The organism is Paenibacillus sp. P4_A7 (genome assembly GCF_056402455.1).
The window spans coordinates 1-17,114 of record NZ_JBFUHJ010000093.1 but is presented as its reverse complement, the minus strand read 5'-3'; the positions used below and the strand labels follow the sequence as shown (position 1 = coordinate 17,114).

Genomic DNA, 17,114 nt, shown 5'->3' with positions numbered 1-17,114 from the left:
CCAACATAGATAGTTATATAGTAGCTCCCGGACTAGGAGATAATGCCGGTTTATGCGGTGCATTAGCACTGGGTTTAGCGGCGGTTAAATAATTGGCTGTTCACTAGCTTCTCATTCATCCAGAACATCACTACGATTAACTACCTCCAGCTTGCCTTAAACGGCCAGTTGGAGGGTATTTCTCACGGAAAATAGTTTACAATCATTCTGCTGCGGGGCGATTACAAGAACGGTTAAAGGTTTTCCAGTTTAAAAGCAGTATCCTTCGTCGCACTCGTTCGAGCAATAATCTCATCTATAAAGGATTGCAGCGTGCTTGTTAGAAAGGAATCCTTCCGACGTATAAATACAGTTGTAATCTCTCGGTAGGGATCAGGTATGTTATGACTGCAGACCGTTCCATTCGCTACCAGATCCGTAATGGATGATTCCGGAATGACCGTTATTCCTATACCAGCAGCTACACTGCCAATAATCGTCCCAAACGTTCCAAACTCCATAATCTGCTTAGGAATAATCCCCTCCACCTTCATCCAGCTCTCCAGCCTTCCGCGATACCCGCAGCCTTTGTTATACAACAGCAGAGGTGTTGTTGTTATGTCCTCCAGATTAAAGGTGTCACTCTTCGTCACAAGCACTAGCTTCTCTTGAATGACCTCTACCTGCTCAATCAGTGGATGCCTGATCGGTCCTGTAACGAACGCGCCATCCAGCCTCATCGCAATGACCTCTTGCAGCAATAGCTCAGTCACTCCTGCTTTCAAAGATAATTCAACATTTGGGTACTTACTGTAATAAGAGGATAAAATCTCAGGAAGAGCCACTACAGTTTCCACAATGCCAATTTCAAGAACACCGGAAGGCTTTGATTGGTCCTGAAAGTTACTTTTCATTTCCTCGAATTTAGACAGAATCTCCCTTGAGTATTCCAATAACCGTTTTCCTTCAGAATTTAAAATCATCCCGCGCTTATGTCGATAAAACAACGGTGTCTGCAGCTCCTTCTCAAGCAGCTTAATTCTTGCCGTTACATTAGACTGTACATAATTTAAATCTAAAGCAGCTTTACTGACGCTTCCATGTACAGCTACCATCTGAAAAATTTTTAAATCATTGATTTCCAATCTATTCACTCCTCTTACCTTCGAAATATATCGACTCTTTAGTTATCATTATAAATGATGGATAGCATCATTTCGAATCATTTTACTAAACGATTTTAACCTCCTATTATTGTTTGAGTAAGGTTAACAGACAGATGCTTGTTAGGGAGAGAATAGTTTTGACAAAAAAAACAATCATTATAGGCTCCATTCTATGCCTCATTGCAAGTATGTCTTGGGGAGCTATGTTCCCTGTTGCACATATTGCACTACAGAAAATCGACCCGTTTTACTTCTCATTTATTCGTTATTTAATTGTAGGTGTAATCCTAAGCATCATGCTTTGGTTGAAAGAGGGAAAGTCCGCTTTTCGCTTAGAGGGACGAGGTAAAGCTTTATTGTTTTATGGAGTGATGGCATTTACGGTCTACAATATGTGCGTCTTCCTCGGTCAGCATCTCATGGGGGAAACAGGTACAATCGCCGCCTCTATTATGGAAGTACTCATGCCGATGATATCTATTATGGTCATATGGATGACTAAGAAATCAACTCCTAGAAAAGATACACTTATCAGTATAGCAATCGCTCTTATCGGCGCCCTGCTTGTCATAACGAACGGAAAACTCGCCTTTTTTATGATGGCCGGTCAGCATCTCTTTCCTTTGCTGCTCATTTTCGCAGGCGTAGTAGGCTGGGTGTTGTATTCAATGGGCGGAAGTGCGTTTAAAGACTGGTCTGTTCTACGTTATTCAACCTTAACCTGCTTACTTGGTTCCGCTGTATCCTTTGTAATCGTTGCTTTAGCTTCAGCCTTTCAATGGGTTCCTGTACCAACCTGGGATACCCTACTATCGATCAAATATGAAATGTCCTTCATGGTCTTGTTGCCTGGGCTGGCTGCACTGCTTTGCTGGAACTCAGGCATTAAATTGTTGTCGCCGCTAAACGGGATATTGTTTATCAACTTTGTACCTGTTACCACTTTTATCATTATGGCTATTCAAGGCTACCAAATCAGCTCTTATGAAATTTACGGGACACTGCTTATTATCTTCGCACTTGTAAGAAACAACGTGAACCAAAGGAAGTCCCTAAGTGAAAGTAAGAAAAGAGTACTAACTACTGCACAAAATGCATAATCTGCCTAAATCCTAGGCACACAAAAGAAGGGCAGCCCCTCAGTCATAATGACTGTCTAGGCTGCCCTTCTTCATAACGTATTTCTTATTTAGCTGTAACGCCGCCGTCAACAGCAGCCGCTTTGCTAAGCATACGAACTGCACCTTTGGAAGCGGTGTAAGCACCAGCACCACTGCAGCAGCTAGTCCATATCCCTAATCGCTTTCCTCATGCTCTCATAGCTAATGGCCCCTACATGCTGTTTTCGAATAATGCCTGATGCATCAATAAAAAACGTTGTTGGATAGGCCTTTACTCTATACCGCTCGCTAGCTGCGCCTGCCTCATCTAATACAATCGGAAAGCTCAGCTGTCGATGATCCACATAATGCTCTACGTCCTGTATATTGCCCTCTTGACTAGTTACGTTAACCGATAAAATAACAACCTTCTGATCTCTATAATACTCATACAGCTTCTCCACATGAGGCATCTCCGTTTTACAAACACCGCACCAAGTTGTCCAAAAATTTAACATAACTTTCTGACCTCGGTAATCCGATAAACTCACCAAATTCCCCTTTAAATCAGTAAGCTGAAAATTCGGGGCGCTTTGTCCTACACGAATACCGATTTTTGTTTGGTTTGCTTCATCTACAACCTGGTCCGAGGCCTCATCTGAGAATAGGCCGCTTCTGATCTGGTCATGCACCGTATAGCCTATCAATCCTATAACAAGGGCTAATCCTAGCAGTTGTGCTGAAGAGCGCACCGTAACCCTGCGAGCAGGATTTTGCAGCATAAGCAGTACCCCTATTGAACAGAAAAGCACCACATACTGAACAGCCACAACAGAGTCTGACAACACAATTTTCGCTAAAAAATAAACCGATACCCAGCCCGATACCATCGCTGCGCTTAATGCTACCGCCTGTGTGTAACCTACGATACGCTTATATCGGAAGACCATAAATCCGATTGCTGTCAAAGTGGCGAGCCAAAACCCMTTCGTTCCTCCGTCAAAGAATAATAAGGACTGTGGTTGATCAATGACACTCTTAGGATCAAAGAGAAATAAACTCCCCTTCCAGACAATGATCCATATGAAGACGGTGTTCCAAGCAATTGACGTCATTTTTTCTTTATCTGAATGCCCTCTACAACGACGATTTACTACTAATACCCCGGCTATACCTGCAATCAAATAAACGAGCAGCTCCATGTTCAGAACGAAGGAACCTATCTGAAGATTGGACACCTGACACCCCTCCCTAATCTACGGCGTTTCATCATACTTATTCACGACTCCAACCGCTTTATTTATATTGTCGCAATATACATATAGGAACACAAGGGAGAGATAGTCAGCCCTAAGCATTATCGTCTGCATCCTCAATCAGGTAAATGAGTGGTTCAGCTTAAGCTGCTCAGATAAACGATAATCCCGCGGTGATTGTCCCGTATGCTTATGAAATAAACGTGAAAAGTAATGAACAGAACTGAAATGGTATTTCTCCGAGATGTCAGTAATGCTTAAGCTAGTATGCAATAAATCATCCATCGACCGGCTTATCAGAAACCTGTTCCTATATTGAATCGGTGAGTACCCCGTTGTTTTCTTGAAAATATCAAAGAAATGCCCGCGACTTATATTCATACTTTCATAATAATAGGCCGGGGGACGGTTCATCCCGCTTAGCTGGTCTTGCTCCATTTGATCGATAATGCGACCAATTCTCGGGTCCGGTATGTGGGACTCCTTCAGCATGCTTTGCAAGTAGTAATCGATAAAGGATTGAAAATTCCTTTGGGTTGTCAAACTCCTCATAAATGTACGCTCATTTGTATACTCTCCCGATTTGTAAAAGCTTTGGAATTGATCGATCCATGGACGAATGGAATCTACCGTTACCACCTCAGGAATGGCGTAAGGAAACGTCGGACCTACTAATTCCTGCTGCAGCTGATCCGKTTGATAACAGATTGGGGCCGCCCAATCGGCCAACGATTTTCTTTCCACATAGCTCCAATCGAAATAACAACAAATATGAACCATTGGATCTTCCTTATCCGCCAGCCAATCATGAGACTGGCCGGCTGGAATGTGAACAAGAAAGCCCGGACCTGTTTCATAGGTTCTACCACATGTTCGCAGAACGCCTAACCCCTCACTAATCAAATAGATGGAGCTTGTGTAACATATTCGAGAAGTGCTCAATTGCCCTTTGGAAAAGGGATAACGAGTCGCGTAATACACATAGGGATGAAACTCTGAAAAATCCATTCCTCGAGCCCCCATTCATCGAATTGAGATAATTGATCCGTCAATTGTGCAAATACATGACGGGTATCTAAATACATCACCTTACGGATCTCATACAGTAAATACTATAAATATCAGATTATCCAAGGAGTGATCGAATTGCAATCTAATTTAAATATGTTGACTGACGAACAAATCATTCAGTTCATTTCGCAGGGCTATTTAGTTCTCCATAATGACCTGCCTAACGCATTGCACAAGAAGGTCATGAGTCAAATTGATCAAGTATGGTCTGAGGAGGGCAATCCGGGAAATAACATTCTGCCGCGGGTGCCGGATATTCAGAAGTTTTTTGAAACGCCTATTGTACGAGGAGCTTTAACCGGCATCCTTGGACCGGACTATTATCTACATCCCCATCGCCATTGTCATTACAACCCGCCGGCCAACCAAGCCCCTGGCGGCGGACAGTGGCATAAAGATGGTTACTGGAGTGCCACGCGGATCCACCGTCCTTGGTGGGCCATGATCTTCTATTACACACAAGATATTACCGAGGAGCTTGGTCCAACAGCGATTATGCCAGGATCCCAATATAACGAGGATTTTCCTGGGCATGATCAACCATTCTTGCTGCCTACCGGGCCCGCAGGCACGATGGTGCTCGTCCACTTCGACCTATGGCATAAGGCATCCATTAATTCATCCAATCTAGACCGATATATGCTTAAATTCCAATTCGCCAGATTGAAAGCCCCGACTGCTCCAAGCTGGAACAATCAGAAGGCTGTCTTTGAAGCGCCAGAGGGTCTGCCTCAATCCCATATCCCTCTATGGACAGACGTTTGGAATTGGATGCGAGGAGAACAAGAACCATCCTTGCTGACAAGTGACGACTCGGTTTCAGCGAACGTGACCCAAACCGCAAGTCTCATCGGGGACGCCTCCGAGGATGCTGCATTGAATGCCGCTTATTCTTTGGCAAGAGCAGGTGACAGCGGAATACAAGAATTACTCACTATCATGCGTTCGGGGACTAACGTATCTGCAAATCGAGCAGCTTATGGAATTGCAGCTGCCGGTGCCGCGGCAATACCTGGATTAATCGACATGCTCAGTTACTCCGACGACAAAAGACGCGCCCTAGCCTGCTTTTCTCTTGGTATGATCGGCACACCTAACCATCTAATAGAAGCTGCGCTGATTCAATCGCTTTCCGATGAGAGCAATAGAGTTCGTCGCCAAGCGGCAGAAGCTCTCGGAATGATTAGCGAGCCATCTGAGCGTGCAGTATCCGCACTCGCCAGTATGCTCGAGCAATCCGTATCACAAGAAGCAACGGACGAGAGTGAAGAACAGACAAATAAACATTGGCCAAATCAAGGTTATATCAACAATAAAATCGGTTATACCGCTGCACTGTCTCTTCTACGAGTCGGCAAACATGGAGATGCCCAAGAAGTGCTAGCAGCACTTACCCGGGCGCTGGACAGTTCAGATAGATATGTACGGGCATACGCTTTMGAAGCGTTGACGTATCTACGAACAAACGAGGCTGTAGATGTTCTAATTCGTTACCACCGAACAGCACGTTGGTGTCCCGACACGAGCAAAGCAAGCACGTTCTAATAACCTTTTTTTCAGCGGTATTCTTATTGTTAAATTGATGACTGAAAACAACACAATGTGGAAACCTATGGTTGATGTTATTTTGTCAAAGGAGGTATCCACATGCCTAATAATCAAGGTCAGCCAACCAAAGCAGAAGTACAGACGACAAAACTCAACAAATTGCCTCTTCCCGGTAAGTTTGAACCGGAATTTTCTGCGGAGGAAGCAGCTGAAGTATTAGAGAAAGTACAATCGGCTAATTCTGCTTCAGATAACCAAGAGTAAGGCATGCTGTATCGTTCAGTATGTAATAGGTGGAGTATGTACCACTGCCTTCTGCTGACGATACCTGGCAGGAGTATTGTTCATCGTTTGCTTAAATAGACGGTGAAATATTTTGAGGTCAGCAATCCCTACTCGCGAAGCAATATCAGCCACAGTAAGGGAAGCAAGTAGAGGATCGGATAGCAGCTTACAGCTGCGTTCGATCCTTTCTTGTTGTATGAGTCTAGTTAGAGAGAGTCCTGTCTGTTTGCTTACAACTCGCTGCAGCTGTCTCTCGCTTAGGCCAATATATTGAGCAATAGCTGCAATCACCAGCTTCTCGTGCAAATGATCTTTTACATACCGATATACCTGCTCAACCTTCTTCGCTGCGAGACGCTCTTTTGGCGGTTCCCCGTTTAAAGCACGCTCCATTCCGATCAGAAGCTGCTGCAGCAGGCCGCAAAGCATCGTTTCATATCCCGTACGTTTCAGTTCGCACTCTCTATTCAAGGAATCGAACAATTGTTCAAACTCGCCGGACTGTTCACGAATCTGAATCCAGCGGTCTGTCTTTTCGTTGATATGCTTGAAGAGGTATAGACCATACTCCACGGGTAAGATGGAGGTCAGGAATCGAAATATTTTCTCATCAAAAATACAATTTCCTATAATTAGCGGGTTTTTGGCATTATAGGCAGAAGGCCTGAAAATATGAGATATACCAACGGGTAGAAAAAAGAGATCACCCTTCGTTACACGTATCGTTTGATCCTCAATATAATGAAAGCCGCTTCCTTCCCATACATAACAAATTTCAATGAAGTCATGCTTATGCTCGGGCAGATCAAAATTTTCCGATACCCGGTTCACGTACAGAGAAAGACCGTCGGAGAAAAACTCATCTCCTCTTTCTATCATAGGACTTGGTTTCACCACTTCTTCTCATCCCTCTTTAGTAACGAATTAACTATGATGTCATCTTATACCTACAAAAAGTCGTAATCAACCCATAACATCTGCCTAGGAGTATTTTATAATACAGAATAATTCGATTAATTCTATTAGACAGGCGGGAGAGCAGATCATGATGAACAGAGATTGGCAAGCGCATTGGATATGGGGAGACGGAGAAGCAAGTCCTCGCAATGAATGGAGATGCTTCCGGAAAACCTTCGATGTACCGAAAGAGGGGACTCCATCTGGATCTATCAGAATCACCGCGGATTCACGCTACGTATTATTTGTGAATGGTACCCAATTAGGACGAGGACCCGTTCGCTCATGGCCTTTCGAGCTCTCTTATGATACCTATGAGGTTGGACATTTACTAAAAGCTGGCCAAAAGAATACGATATCCGTGCTGGTCATGCATTTTGGAGTATCTACTTTTTACTATTTAAGAGGCATTGGCGGACTGCTGCTTGAGCTTGAATATGAGGATGGTACTATTCCGGTTTATTCTGACGCAACATGGAAGACCTCCCTTCACCTTGGACATCAACCGCGAGCGTCCCGCATGACATGCCAGCAGGGTTTTTCTGAATATGTTAAAGCATCAGATTGGGATGAGACTTGGAGACTTGGAGATTACGATGACTCCAATTGGGATGAAGCCGTTATACTTGGATCGGTTGGTATGGAGCCTTGGACGACATTAAAGCCACGCGACATCCCTATGCTTACGGACGAGAAAATTAGCCCTGTTCGTGTAGAGTCATTAGCAAAGGTCCGTTCCTTCACTATTTCAACCGCTATAGATATCCGTAATGTTCTTGTAGCAGGTAGTGAGGAGCATGCGAATCATTTACAACTTATCGGCTTTGTTGTGACAGCAATCAGAGCCAGTCAAGCCGGCAAGGCGACTCTCGGATTTCTTGCAGCCGGAGAATGCTTACGTGCGTGCTCCGTCAATGGGATAGAAATAGCAGACAGTCAATTTTATGGCACAGCACCTGAACGATATATAGATGTGGACCTGCACCAAGGGGACAATTTGCTGCTAATTGACGTATCAGGAGGCATACATACCGGCAAGCTTCAAATAGGTGTGTATGCAGATGAACCTACTCAATTACAATTTAGTTGTCCAAACTTGGGTTTGGCTAAAGCTGAACATTCTGCGTTTTATTCCATCGGTCCGTTCGACCATATTATGCCTTTAGATCATCAAACAAACCGTCAACTAGATTGGAATCACCCCGTATACACGGAACTGCTGAAACAAGTTAATAATGCTGAAGATTTGACGTCTTATGAAGAGTGGCTTAGTCCTATTGCTCAAAAATATGTATCAGAAGTGGATGTATTCAGCATGTGCGTATGGCGAAAGGAAAACGTCAAGCTCGCCGTGCCGCTTCAGCTGCAAGATGCAGTTATTCCGAATGTTCATGCAGGTGTCGTTCCTTCGTACAAAGGCTTTGATACGGAGCTTATCATAGACTTCGGGAAAGAATACTCGGGATATCTATCATTTGAAGTAGAAGCTGCTGAGGGAACCATTCTCGATTGGTACGGCTTCGAATATATGGCCGAGGATTACCGTCAGGACACTTTTGGCCTTGATAATTCGCTGCGGTATGTATGCAAATCCGGCAGACAGTCTTACGAGAGCCCTACTCGCAGAGGATTCCGTTATTTGGCGCTTAATGTTCGAAATGCAGCAACCCCTGTAAAAATATACGAGGTCAGCATGTCCCAAAGCAATTACCCTGTGGCTGAAGTAGGACGGTTTGAATGCTCCGACCCGCTCCTAAATGATATTTGGGAGATTAGCCGTCATACGACAAAGCTATGCATGGAAGATACCTTCGTTGACTGTCCGGCTTATGAGCAAGTATTCTGGGTCGGCGATAGTCGAAATGAGGCATTGGTAAGCAACTATATCTATGGTGTGCAGGATATGCTGAAGCGCTGCCTGCGGCTTGTGCCCGGCTCGAAGCATCAGACTCCGCTGTTTGTGAACCAAGTTCCCAGCGGCTGGAGCAGCGTTATCCCGAACTGGACCTTCTTCTGGGCGATTGCTTGCTATGAGTATTATGAGCAGACCAGAGACAAGGATTTTGCAGTCGAGATGTATGAACATATCAGCTTTACTCTAGATCATTATTTACAGAGGATAGATGGCAACGGGCTGTTCAACATCAAAGGCTGGAACCTGCTTGACTGGTCGCCAATTGATCAGCCTAACGACGGTATCGTAACCCATCAGAACATGTTCCTCGTGCGAACTCTTCATGTTGCGGCAGAAATGGGACAGCTTGCAGGCGACCAAGAAGGCAGCGCACGATTAGCGCTTGCGGCTGAACAGCTTAGTACGGCGATCAATGAGCACTTGTGGAATGAAGACAAACAAGTCTATATCGACTGTATCCATGTAGATGGCAGACGATCCGACACCATCAGCATGCAGACGCAAGTCGTAGCCTCTCTGACGGGTATCGCGCAAGGCAGCCGTAAAAAGGTTATTGATCAGTATTTAACGGCTCCGCCAGCAGATTTCGTGCAAATTGGCAGCCCATTCATGTCATTCTTTTATTACGAAGCCTTAGGCAACCTTGGTGAAGTTGGACTGATATTGGCTGACATTCGCAAAAATTATGGCAACATGATCGTTCATGGAGCGACCACCTGCTGGGAGCAGTATCCCAATTTCACTGAAAATCGCGCCAATCCGGATATGCTTTCCCGCAGCCACTGCCATGCATGGTCATCTGCACCGGCTTATTTCTTAGGAAAAGAAGTACTTGGAATTAAAAGCACCTCCCCAGGCTGGAGCGAGGTAGAAGTGGCACCTTCCCTTAATGGGCTCGAATGGGCTCGCGGCAGTGTACCACATCCGGCCGGCGGTCGTATCGACGTCTCATGGAAGGCTGACGAGATGAACAAGACTATTAAGCTTAGTGTTTCTTATCCGGACGGTCTGAAATTAAAAATCAAAATCCCAGAAGGCTATACCTCAGAAGTTAAACAGACTGTGTTGCAGCAAGTACAAGCGTAAACGGTCCTCGCCGACCTTAGCGGCGTAAGTTCTTTCGCAGTGAAATAGAAGCCCGCCCCTCAAATGAAGGGCGGGCTTCTTTCTACATGTTTATACATTCTTATTCTTACAAATTTTACATTACAAGAAACAATAAAGGCAGTCCCGTTAACAAATGACTTTTACAATAAAGGAAGATTATATAAATAGGAGAGTGAACTTATCTTGAATACAAGAGGGAAAAAGATGGTGGCGTTACTATTGGCTGCCCAAATGCTTACTAGTTCTTTGTATGCAGGAAGCGCAGCGATGGCTGCTCCCGCACCAATCACAGGAACACCCTATCAAGTGGACGGAAATTATAATGTTAATGTGAAGCACGTCGTTATTAATCAGGTGTATGGCGGCGGAACCGATCCGAACGATCAAGGCACTTATGCTTCTAATGGATTCATCGAGCTGTACAATCCAACTGATAGCGATGTAAGTCTTGAAGGCTGGTCACTTCACTATGCTTATGCACCGGATAGCACGGGTGTATCAAACGACTGGACGAAATTGAATCTGAAAAATACAATAAAAGCGCACTCTTCCTATCTGATTATCGGCGCGGCAACTAAGGCACCTACTCCTTTACATGATGTGTCTACTAAGTACGATCAAAAGCTGGTTGATGAGAATGCGAATGATATTTACATTCATAACAAAGGATTAAAGGTAGTATTACTCAGTAACACCAATACTCTGACTGAAGCTAACCCATTTAGCCCTACGATTGTTGAAGGTTATGTGGATATGCTAGGAACGGCAGGTAATACAGCTGGAAATAAGATTGATGGCTACGAACAAGACTATTCTACAGGAAAAGATGCAAGCAACTCTAAGAAAATCGGTCTACGTCGTCTCAATTTCTCCGATGCGGATAACAATAAGACCGATTTCGAACTAATTGATTATTCCACTCCTTCGCTAAACGGCAAAGGACCACGCTACAGCGGCGATCTTGCTTGGGGCCAGTCCGCTCCAGAACTCGGTATTTCGACCAAAACGCTTGCAAACGCATATGTGGGGTCACCTTATTCGGTAACAACATCCGTATATGGCGGTACTCTTCCCTATACATACGCTGCGACTGGGCTGCCAACCGGCCTTGCCATCAACCAGGATGGCAGTATTACAGGAACACCAACTTCAGAGGGCACAGCTTCGGTAAGTTTGACTGTAACCGATAGCGCCAACCCTCCAGTTGTTGTTAATAAGGTGTTTACGCTAACTGTCCAGAAGCCTCAAATCGCTGACAAGTTGAACGTTGAGAAAATTAGTCAATACACGGTCGGCACCTCAAGCAAAGATGGCGGTGTCGCGGAAATTGTTAAGTATAATAAAGACAATGGAAAAATGTATATCGTGAATGGCGCAAGCAATCCACCAAGCGTAGATATCGTGGCCCTTACAACGGACGCTATTTTAACGAAAGAAAAATCGATTCTTGTTAAGCAGTTATCGGAAACCGATGGCTTTGTCTATGGAGACTTGACCAGTATTGATATTAATACGCTAACTAAGCGTGTAGTGGTCGCTATTCAAGAATCCGATTCCATGAAAAAAGGTAAAATTCTCGTACTCGATTATAATGGGAATTTGTTGAAGACTTATGAAACAGGTGTTCAGCCCGACATGGTTAAATTCACTTCCGACGGTAAATACATTCTAACAGCTGACGAAGCTGAGCCTCGTACGGATGCAGCCGACCCAGAGGGCAGCGTGACGATTATTGATACGCTAGCCAATGTGTCTACTCTCGTGAAATTCGACAATCCGGCAGTTATAGATGACTTGGTTCATATACGCGGAGCATCTGATCCAGACAACGGTAAGATTACTGGGAGTGGCTCCAAGACGGATGCGATCTTCGATCTTGAACCAGAGTACATTGCAATGAATGCAAACGAGTCAAAAGCATACATCGCCCTGCAAGAGAACAACGCAATTGCTATTATTGATATTGCTTCCAAGTCGGTGGATTCTGTTAATGGACTTGGATATAAGGACTTTAATCAACCTAAAAACGCTTTAGATTTAGTAAAGGACGGACTTATCCATTTGGAGAATGTGCCATTCTTCGGCATGTATATGCCAGACGGTATTGCAAGCTATAGCCTAAATGACAAACAATATCTGTTCACAGCTAATGAAGGAGATGCTACAGAGTGGCCTGCTGACTCTGATACACCTACCCGAATAAATGCAACGACAATAGGTAAAATCAAGGGTGGATTAAACCCAGCATCTGCTGCAGCTACTTTTTTAGCTGGTAAAACGGCGTACGATAAAGTAGAAGTAGTCAGTGACATGGGCAATGACGGTATTTATATGTACGGTGGACGTTCCTTCTCCATCTGGGACGCAGACACAATGGCTCAAGTGTACGACAGCGGCAGTGATTTCGAGACCATTACTTCGCAGCGGTTACCCGCTTTTTTCAATGCAAGCAACAGCAAGACTGAAAAGGATGACAGAAGTGGCAAAAAAGGACCGGAGCCAGAGTATGTTACAGTTGGCCAAGTTGGCAGCAAGGCATTCGCTTTTGTTGGGCTAGAGCGCATTGGCGGAGTTATGACCTATGATGTAACGAATCCGGAAAATCCGGTATTCGCTAATTACATCAACACACGTGACTTTAGCAAAGGATTGGATACAGACACTGGACCAGAGGGCTTGGAATTCATTCCGGCAACGAGCAGTCCAACAGGATTACCACTCTTGCTGGTAGCAAATGAAGTGGGTGGAACAATCGCCGTTCTTCAAATGAATATCACTAAGGTTACACTCGACAAAGCAGCACTTTCCTTCATTCCAAATGGAGCTGGCGCACAGCTTACGGCTACTGTCACACCTGTTGGCGGTACAGATCATACCGTAACATGGACTTCATCTAACTCAAGTGTGGCTCAGGTTGATGCCAACGGCTTTATTAAACCTGGATCGGTCGAAGGCACAGCGGTAATCACAGCACTTAGTGCTGATGGCTATGGTATTGCCGAAGCTATCGCCACGGTGAAAGCAGCAGGCTCTACTGGTGATGGATACGTCCCTCCTACACCTCCTGTTAAGCCTGATCAGCCAGACACAGATAAGAACGTTCTTTCCGAAAAAGCACTAAAGGTAACCAAAGGAACAAATGCCGATGGTCAAGCCGTTAATCAAGTGACGATTAACGCCGAAGAGCTGGAAGCTGTACTTACAGCAGCTGTTGCTGCAGCAGGCGCAGGAAAGCAAGCGGAAGTGAACATTACTATGCCAAGCCTGCAGGGAGCAACAACAGTCACACTGCCTGCTGCGGCTTTGATTCGTGGGAACGGTAACGATACTCCCGTTAGTATTAACATTGAAACAGGAGATGCGGTCTATACATTACCGCTGAACAGCCTTAACCTCCCTAATGATGGGACAGTTAGCGTTCGTGTGTCGATCACACCTGTACCCGATACGACATTAAAAACACYGAAAAACCAAGCGAATGCTATCGGTGCAGAGCTGACAGGCAATCTGGCTCTCGAGTTTCAAGTATTCCTTATTTCGGGCAGCCAAGAGAAAGAGTGGACTGATTTCGGTTCTACTTATATCTCACGGGTCATTTATGTACCAGCAGCTGCAAATGGAATGAACGTATCCGCAGTCATGGTCGATCCGACTACCGGCGAGCTTATTTTCGTACCTCATGTTAGAACAACCTTGAATGGCAAAGCAGCGCTGGAAATGAAGCGACCTGGAAATAGCATCTATACCCTGATCCAGTTCAACAAAACATTCACCGATCTGAATGGACACTGGGCAAAAACAGAAGTTGAAGCGATGGCGTCTAAGTTAATCGTCAAAGGCGTTATCGACGAAGATTTTGCACCAGACAAAGCGATTACAAGAGCTGAGTTCACTTCCCTGCTTGTTCGCAGCTTAGGACTGGCAGCAGGCAAAGGCTCCACTGCTTTCCATGATGTTGCACCGAGTGCATGGTATGCTGGCTCAATCGAAACAGCCGTCCACTTCGGACTTGTTAACGGAATTTCGCCAGTTGAGTTTGCGCCTAATGACTCTATTACTAGAGCGCAGATGGCAGTTATGATCGCTCGCGCTATGGAAATGGTGGATGCGACTAACCTATCCGGTGGCGAGATAGATTCACTGAACAAGTTCTCAGACTCAGCCTCTATCCCGCAATGGGCAACGGCGCAAGCCGCACTGCTTGCGGACAAGGGCATCATGCTCGGTGACACGAAGGGCACGTTTGCACCTTCCAATAATGCCACCCGCGCTCAGGCCGCTGTTATTTTGGAACGGACGTTGAAGCAGCTGAGTTTCTCTAATTAATCTGCTGCAGGCGTATAACGGCTATCGCTGACTTTTGCAGCAAAAGCGAGCTGATGTATGAAGGATCAGGCTGGCAGGGCATCCGTTTCATGGTGAAATATAAGACTTGTATACGGTGATTGTTACACTTTATAGGAAAAGACAGTCGAGCAAGGGTTAGCCCCTGATCGACTGTTTTTTTTACGCAGAAAATATTTCCCTTGATATTCGTTTTATAAAATTAAATAATATAAAACAGGTCTTAAATGTCGGACCTGCCTCATGACTAGATGACGCTTCACTCCAGACAGAAGAAAGGTTGACTTTTACAGCATGAATTTGACACACGGCATCAACAAGAAACAAGTAAAAAAAGATCCGTTCCCCATCGCCTTACTTTCACTAACGGTAGGCTCATTCGCGATTGGCATGACTGAATTTGTCATAATGGGCATTCTGCCCAATGTAGCTGAGGATTTGAATGTTAGCATTTCAACCGCAGGACAACTCATAACGATGTATGCGCTTGGTGTAGCCATCGGCGCACCTATCCTTACAATCCTTACCCAACGAATCCCGCAAAAGAAGCTACTATGTCTGCTCATGGTACTCTTTATTCTCGGTAATGGGATTTCCGTATTCGCTCCAAGCTATGCTGTCTTAATGGGAGCCCGCGTTGTTACGGCATTAACTCATGGCACATTCTTTGGGGTAGGGGCCGTTATCGCCGCCAATCTTGTTGCGCCAAACAAACGAGCTGGAGCCGTATCCATCATGATGGCCGGCTTAACCATTTCAAATATTATCGGTGTTCCACTTGGCACATTTATTGGACAGCATATGGGCTGGCGTGCATCATTTGGTGCAATTGCAATTATGGGCGTCATAGCCTTGATCGGCATTTTAATGTTCATTCCACGTATTAAGCTAGACAAACCCGTTCGTTTAATGCAGCAAATTAACGCTCTGATTCAACCCAAACTGCTCGTGTACTTACTTATTGGAGCGCTAGGAAACGCAGGATTGTTTACGGTATTTACTTATATCGCTCCATTGCTGCAGCAAGTGAGTGGATTTGCAGAACATCGTGTCACCTGGATTCTAGTCCTTTTTGGCTGCGGAGTTACGATTGGTAATATCGTCGGCGGGAAGCTTGCAGACTGGAAGCTGATGCCTGCCATACTAGGGCTATATTTTGCGATAAGTATTATCCTTACAATCCTTACCTTTACGATTCATAGTCCAATCGCTGCCGTTATCACCATCTTCCTATGGGGCGTCGCTTCCTTTGCAGTCATGCCTGGGCTGCAAGTTCGAGTTATGAGCCTCGCGCAGGATGCGCCGGCACTTGCTTCTACTGCCACTCATTCTGCCGGCAATCTGGGAAATGCAGCTGGAGCCTTCATTGGCGGATGGGTCATTACTCATCTAGCTATTACCTCACTGCCTTGGGTAGGTGCTCTGCTTGTTGGGCTCGGCCTTATTTTAGGAATAGCCAGCTATATCATGGAACGCAAGAAAAGTATCGTGTACGCTTATTAAAGGATGGAACGAGAGACAGCCCCGACTTCGTTTTAGTAGCTGGGGCTTTATTCTTGATTTTTGATTCTGTATCTCCTACCATCCGCTATACATAAATATCCCATATTTTGAAAGAATAATGAGTGATGCCATCGGTATCTTCTAAAGTGGTTTACTATTGGGATTAGAGCGATTATGATCTCTATACCACCCTTTTAAAACACGACTACTGATTATCTAATATATTTCAGGAAAAACCAGTGGTCACGATTATATCGCCGCTCCTCCATCCCACTATTTGTCCAATTGTATCGTCATGAAAGGACATATTCATCTGATGGCTCGGAGGCGATGTTGGATTAGTTTCAAATTGTGAAACAAGCGGGAGCCTTGATGGAAAAAGAGGCGAATTAGTTTCAGAATCTGCAGCTAAATGACCAAAAGAGGGCGCGGATCAAGCTAACTTAGCAATTAAGTTCAGATGTTGAAACTAAATCGCAGCTGCTCCTTATCCTTTATCATTTAATTGCAAAAAATGAAGCTACGCGGGTCATTGTGGGTCGAGTAAATATCGCGAGTAGAGCAAATAATGCGTGCATGGCAACTACCACTGATAGCGCAAAAGCCTAATGTTACTTAAAGGCTTCAGGTTACATCCGTACAGCTTGTTGTTACTTACACACTCCATTTTTCCAGCCTTATAGTTTTTCGAGTATGATGATCATAAATCGGTATACTCCAAATTATCCTTATCCATTTAAGTTCAGCTTAGAAAGCAGGCATTTTAATGAAAAAAAGATTACTAGACATGGTCTCCATCATCTTCGGCGCTCTCTTATTTGCACTAGCCGTCAATCTATTTGTGATCCCGAATCATTTCGGTGAAGGCGGTGTAATTGGTTTA

At 44.8% G+C, this 17,114-nt stretch carries 12 protein-coding genes; 7 read left to right on the top strand and 5 right to left on the bottom strand.

Annotation, left to right across the window (positions count from 1 at the left end; genetic code table 11):
• Positions 1–233: 233 nt before the first annotated feature.
• A complete protein-coding gene (locus AC1DWN_RS14250; RefSeq protein WP_477559567.1) occupies positions 234–1,124 on the bottom strand; it encodes a LysR family transcriptional regulator in 891 nt (296 codons plus the stop codon).
• Between the two features lie 134 nt (positions 1,125–1,258).
• Between AC1DWN_RS14250 and AC1DWN_RS14245 the strand changes: the two genes are divergently transcribed.
• Entirely contained in the window at positions 1,259–2,245 is a 987-nt protein-coding gene (locus AC1DWN_RS14245; RefSeq protein ID WP_477559566.1) for a DMT family transporter, read from the top strand.
• Between the two features lie 39 nt (positions 2,246–2,284).
• On the opposite strand, the gene AC1DWN_RS14240 is transcribed toward AC1DWN_RS14245, so the two are convergent.
• The 3 genes from AC1DWN_RS14240 to AC1DWN_RS14230 all read right to left on the bottom strand — a co-directional run bounded on the left by AC1DWN_RS14240 (position 2,285) and on the right by AC1DWN_RS14230 (position 4,509).
• Positions 2,285–2,416: a hypothetical protein gene (locus AC1DWN_RS14240; RefSeq protein WP_477559565.1), complete on the bottom strand. Its 132-nt coding sequence runs from the start codon at positions 2,414–2,416 to the stop codon at positions 2,285–2,287.
• Positions 2,417–2,427: 11 nt separating this feature from the next.
• The gene (locus AC1DWN_RS14235; RefSeq protein ID WP_477559564.1) at positions 2,428–3,483 is read right to left on the bottom strand and encodes a redoxin domain-containing protein; all 1,056 of its coding nucleotides are present in this window, start codon (positions 3,481–3,483) and stop codon (positions 2,428–2,430) included.
• Between the two features lie 138 nt (positions 3,484–3,621).
• Positions 3,622–4,509, bottom strand: coding sequence for a helix-turn-helix domain-containing protein (locus AC1DWN_RS14230; protein WP_477559563.1), 888 nt, complete (start codon positions 4,507–4,509; stop codon positions 3,622–3,624).
• Positions 4,510–4,647: 138 nt separating this feature from the next.
• Here AC1DWN_RS14230 and AC1DWN_RS14225 point away from each other — a divergent pair, with 138 nt between their 5' ends.
• Both AC1DWN_RS14225 and AC1DWN_RS14220 read left to right on the top strand, forming a co-directional pair.
• Entirely contained in the window at positions 4,648–6,117 is a 1,470-nt protein-coding gene (locus AC1DWN_RS14225) for a HEAT repeat domain-containing protein (RefSeq protein ID WP_477559562.1), read from the top strand.
• A 102-nt stretch (positions 6,118–6,219) separates the two neighbouring features.
• A complete protein-coding gene (locus tag AC1DWN_RS14220) occupies positions 6,220–6,384 on the top strand; it encodes a hypothetical protein (protein WP_477559561.1) in 165 nt (54 codons plus the stop codon).
• A gap of 15 nt (positions 6,385–6,399) precedes the next feature.
• Here the strand turns inward: AC1DWN_RS14220 and AC1DWN_RS14215 are convergent, their stop codons facing one another.
• Positions 6,400–7,302 carry a helix-turn-helix domain-containing protein gene (locus tag AC1DWN_RS14215; RefSeq protein WP_477559560.1) on the bottom strand — a complete coding sequence of 301 codons (903 nt, stop codon included), beginning with the start codon at positions 7,300–7,302 and terminating at the stop codon, positions 6,400–6,402.
• Between the two features lie 148 nt (positions 7,303–7,450).
• Between AC1DWN_RS14215 and AC1DWN_RS14210 the strand changes: the two genes are divergently transcribed.
• From AC1DWN_RS14210 to AC1DWN_RS14195, 4 genes are all read left to right on the top strand, one after another.
• Positions 7,451–10,363, top strand: a complete 2,913-nt coding sequence (locus AC1DWN_RS14210; protein ID WP_477559559.1) for a family 78 glycoside hydrolase catalytic domain — start codon at positions 7,451–7,453, stop codon at positions 10,361–10,363.
• A 225-nt stretch (positions 10,364–10,588) separates the two neighbouring features.
• Positions 10,589–14,710 (top strand): choice-of-anchor I family protein, encoded by a 4,122-nt coding sequence (locus tag AC1DWN_RS14205; protein WP_477559558.1) that lies wholly within the window; start codon positions 10,589–10,591, stop codon positions 14,708–14,710.
• A gap of 312 nt (positions 14,711–15,022) precedes the next feature.
• A complete protein-coding gene (locus tag AC1DWN_RS14200) occupies positions 15,023–16,231 on the top strand; it encodes an MFS transporter (RefSeq protein ID WP_477559557.1) in 1,209 nt (402 codons plus the stop codon).
• A gap of 766 nt (positions 16,232–16,997) precedes the next feature.
• A partial coding sequence (locus AC1DWN_RS14195) for a YitT family protein (RefSeq protein WP_477559568.1) occupies positions 16,998–17,114 on the top strand: 117 nt, incomplete at its 3' end.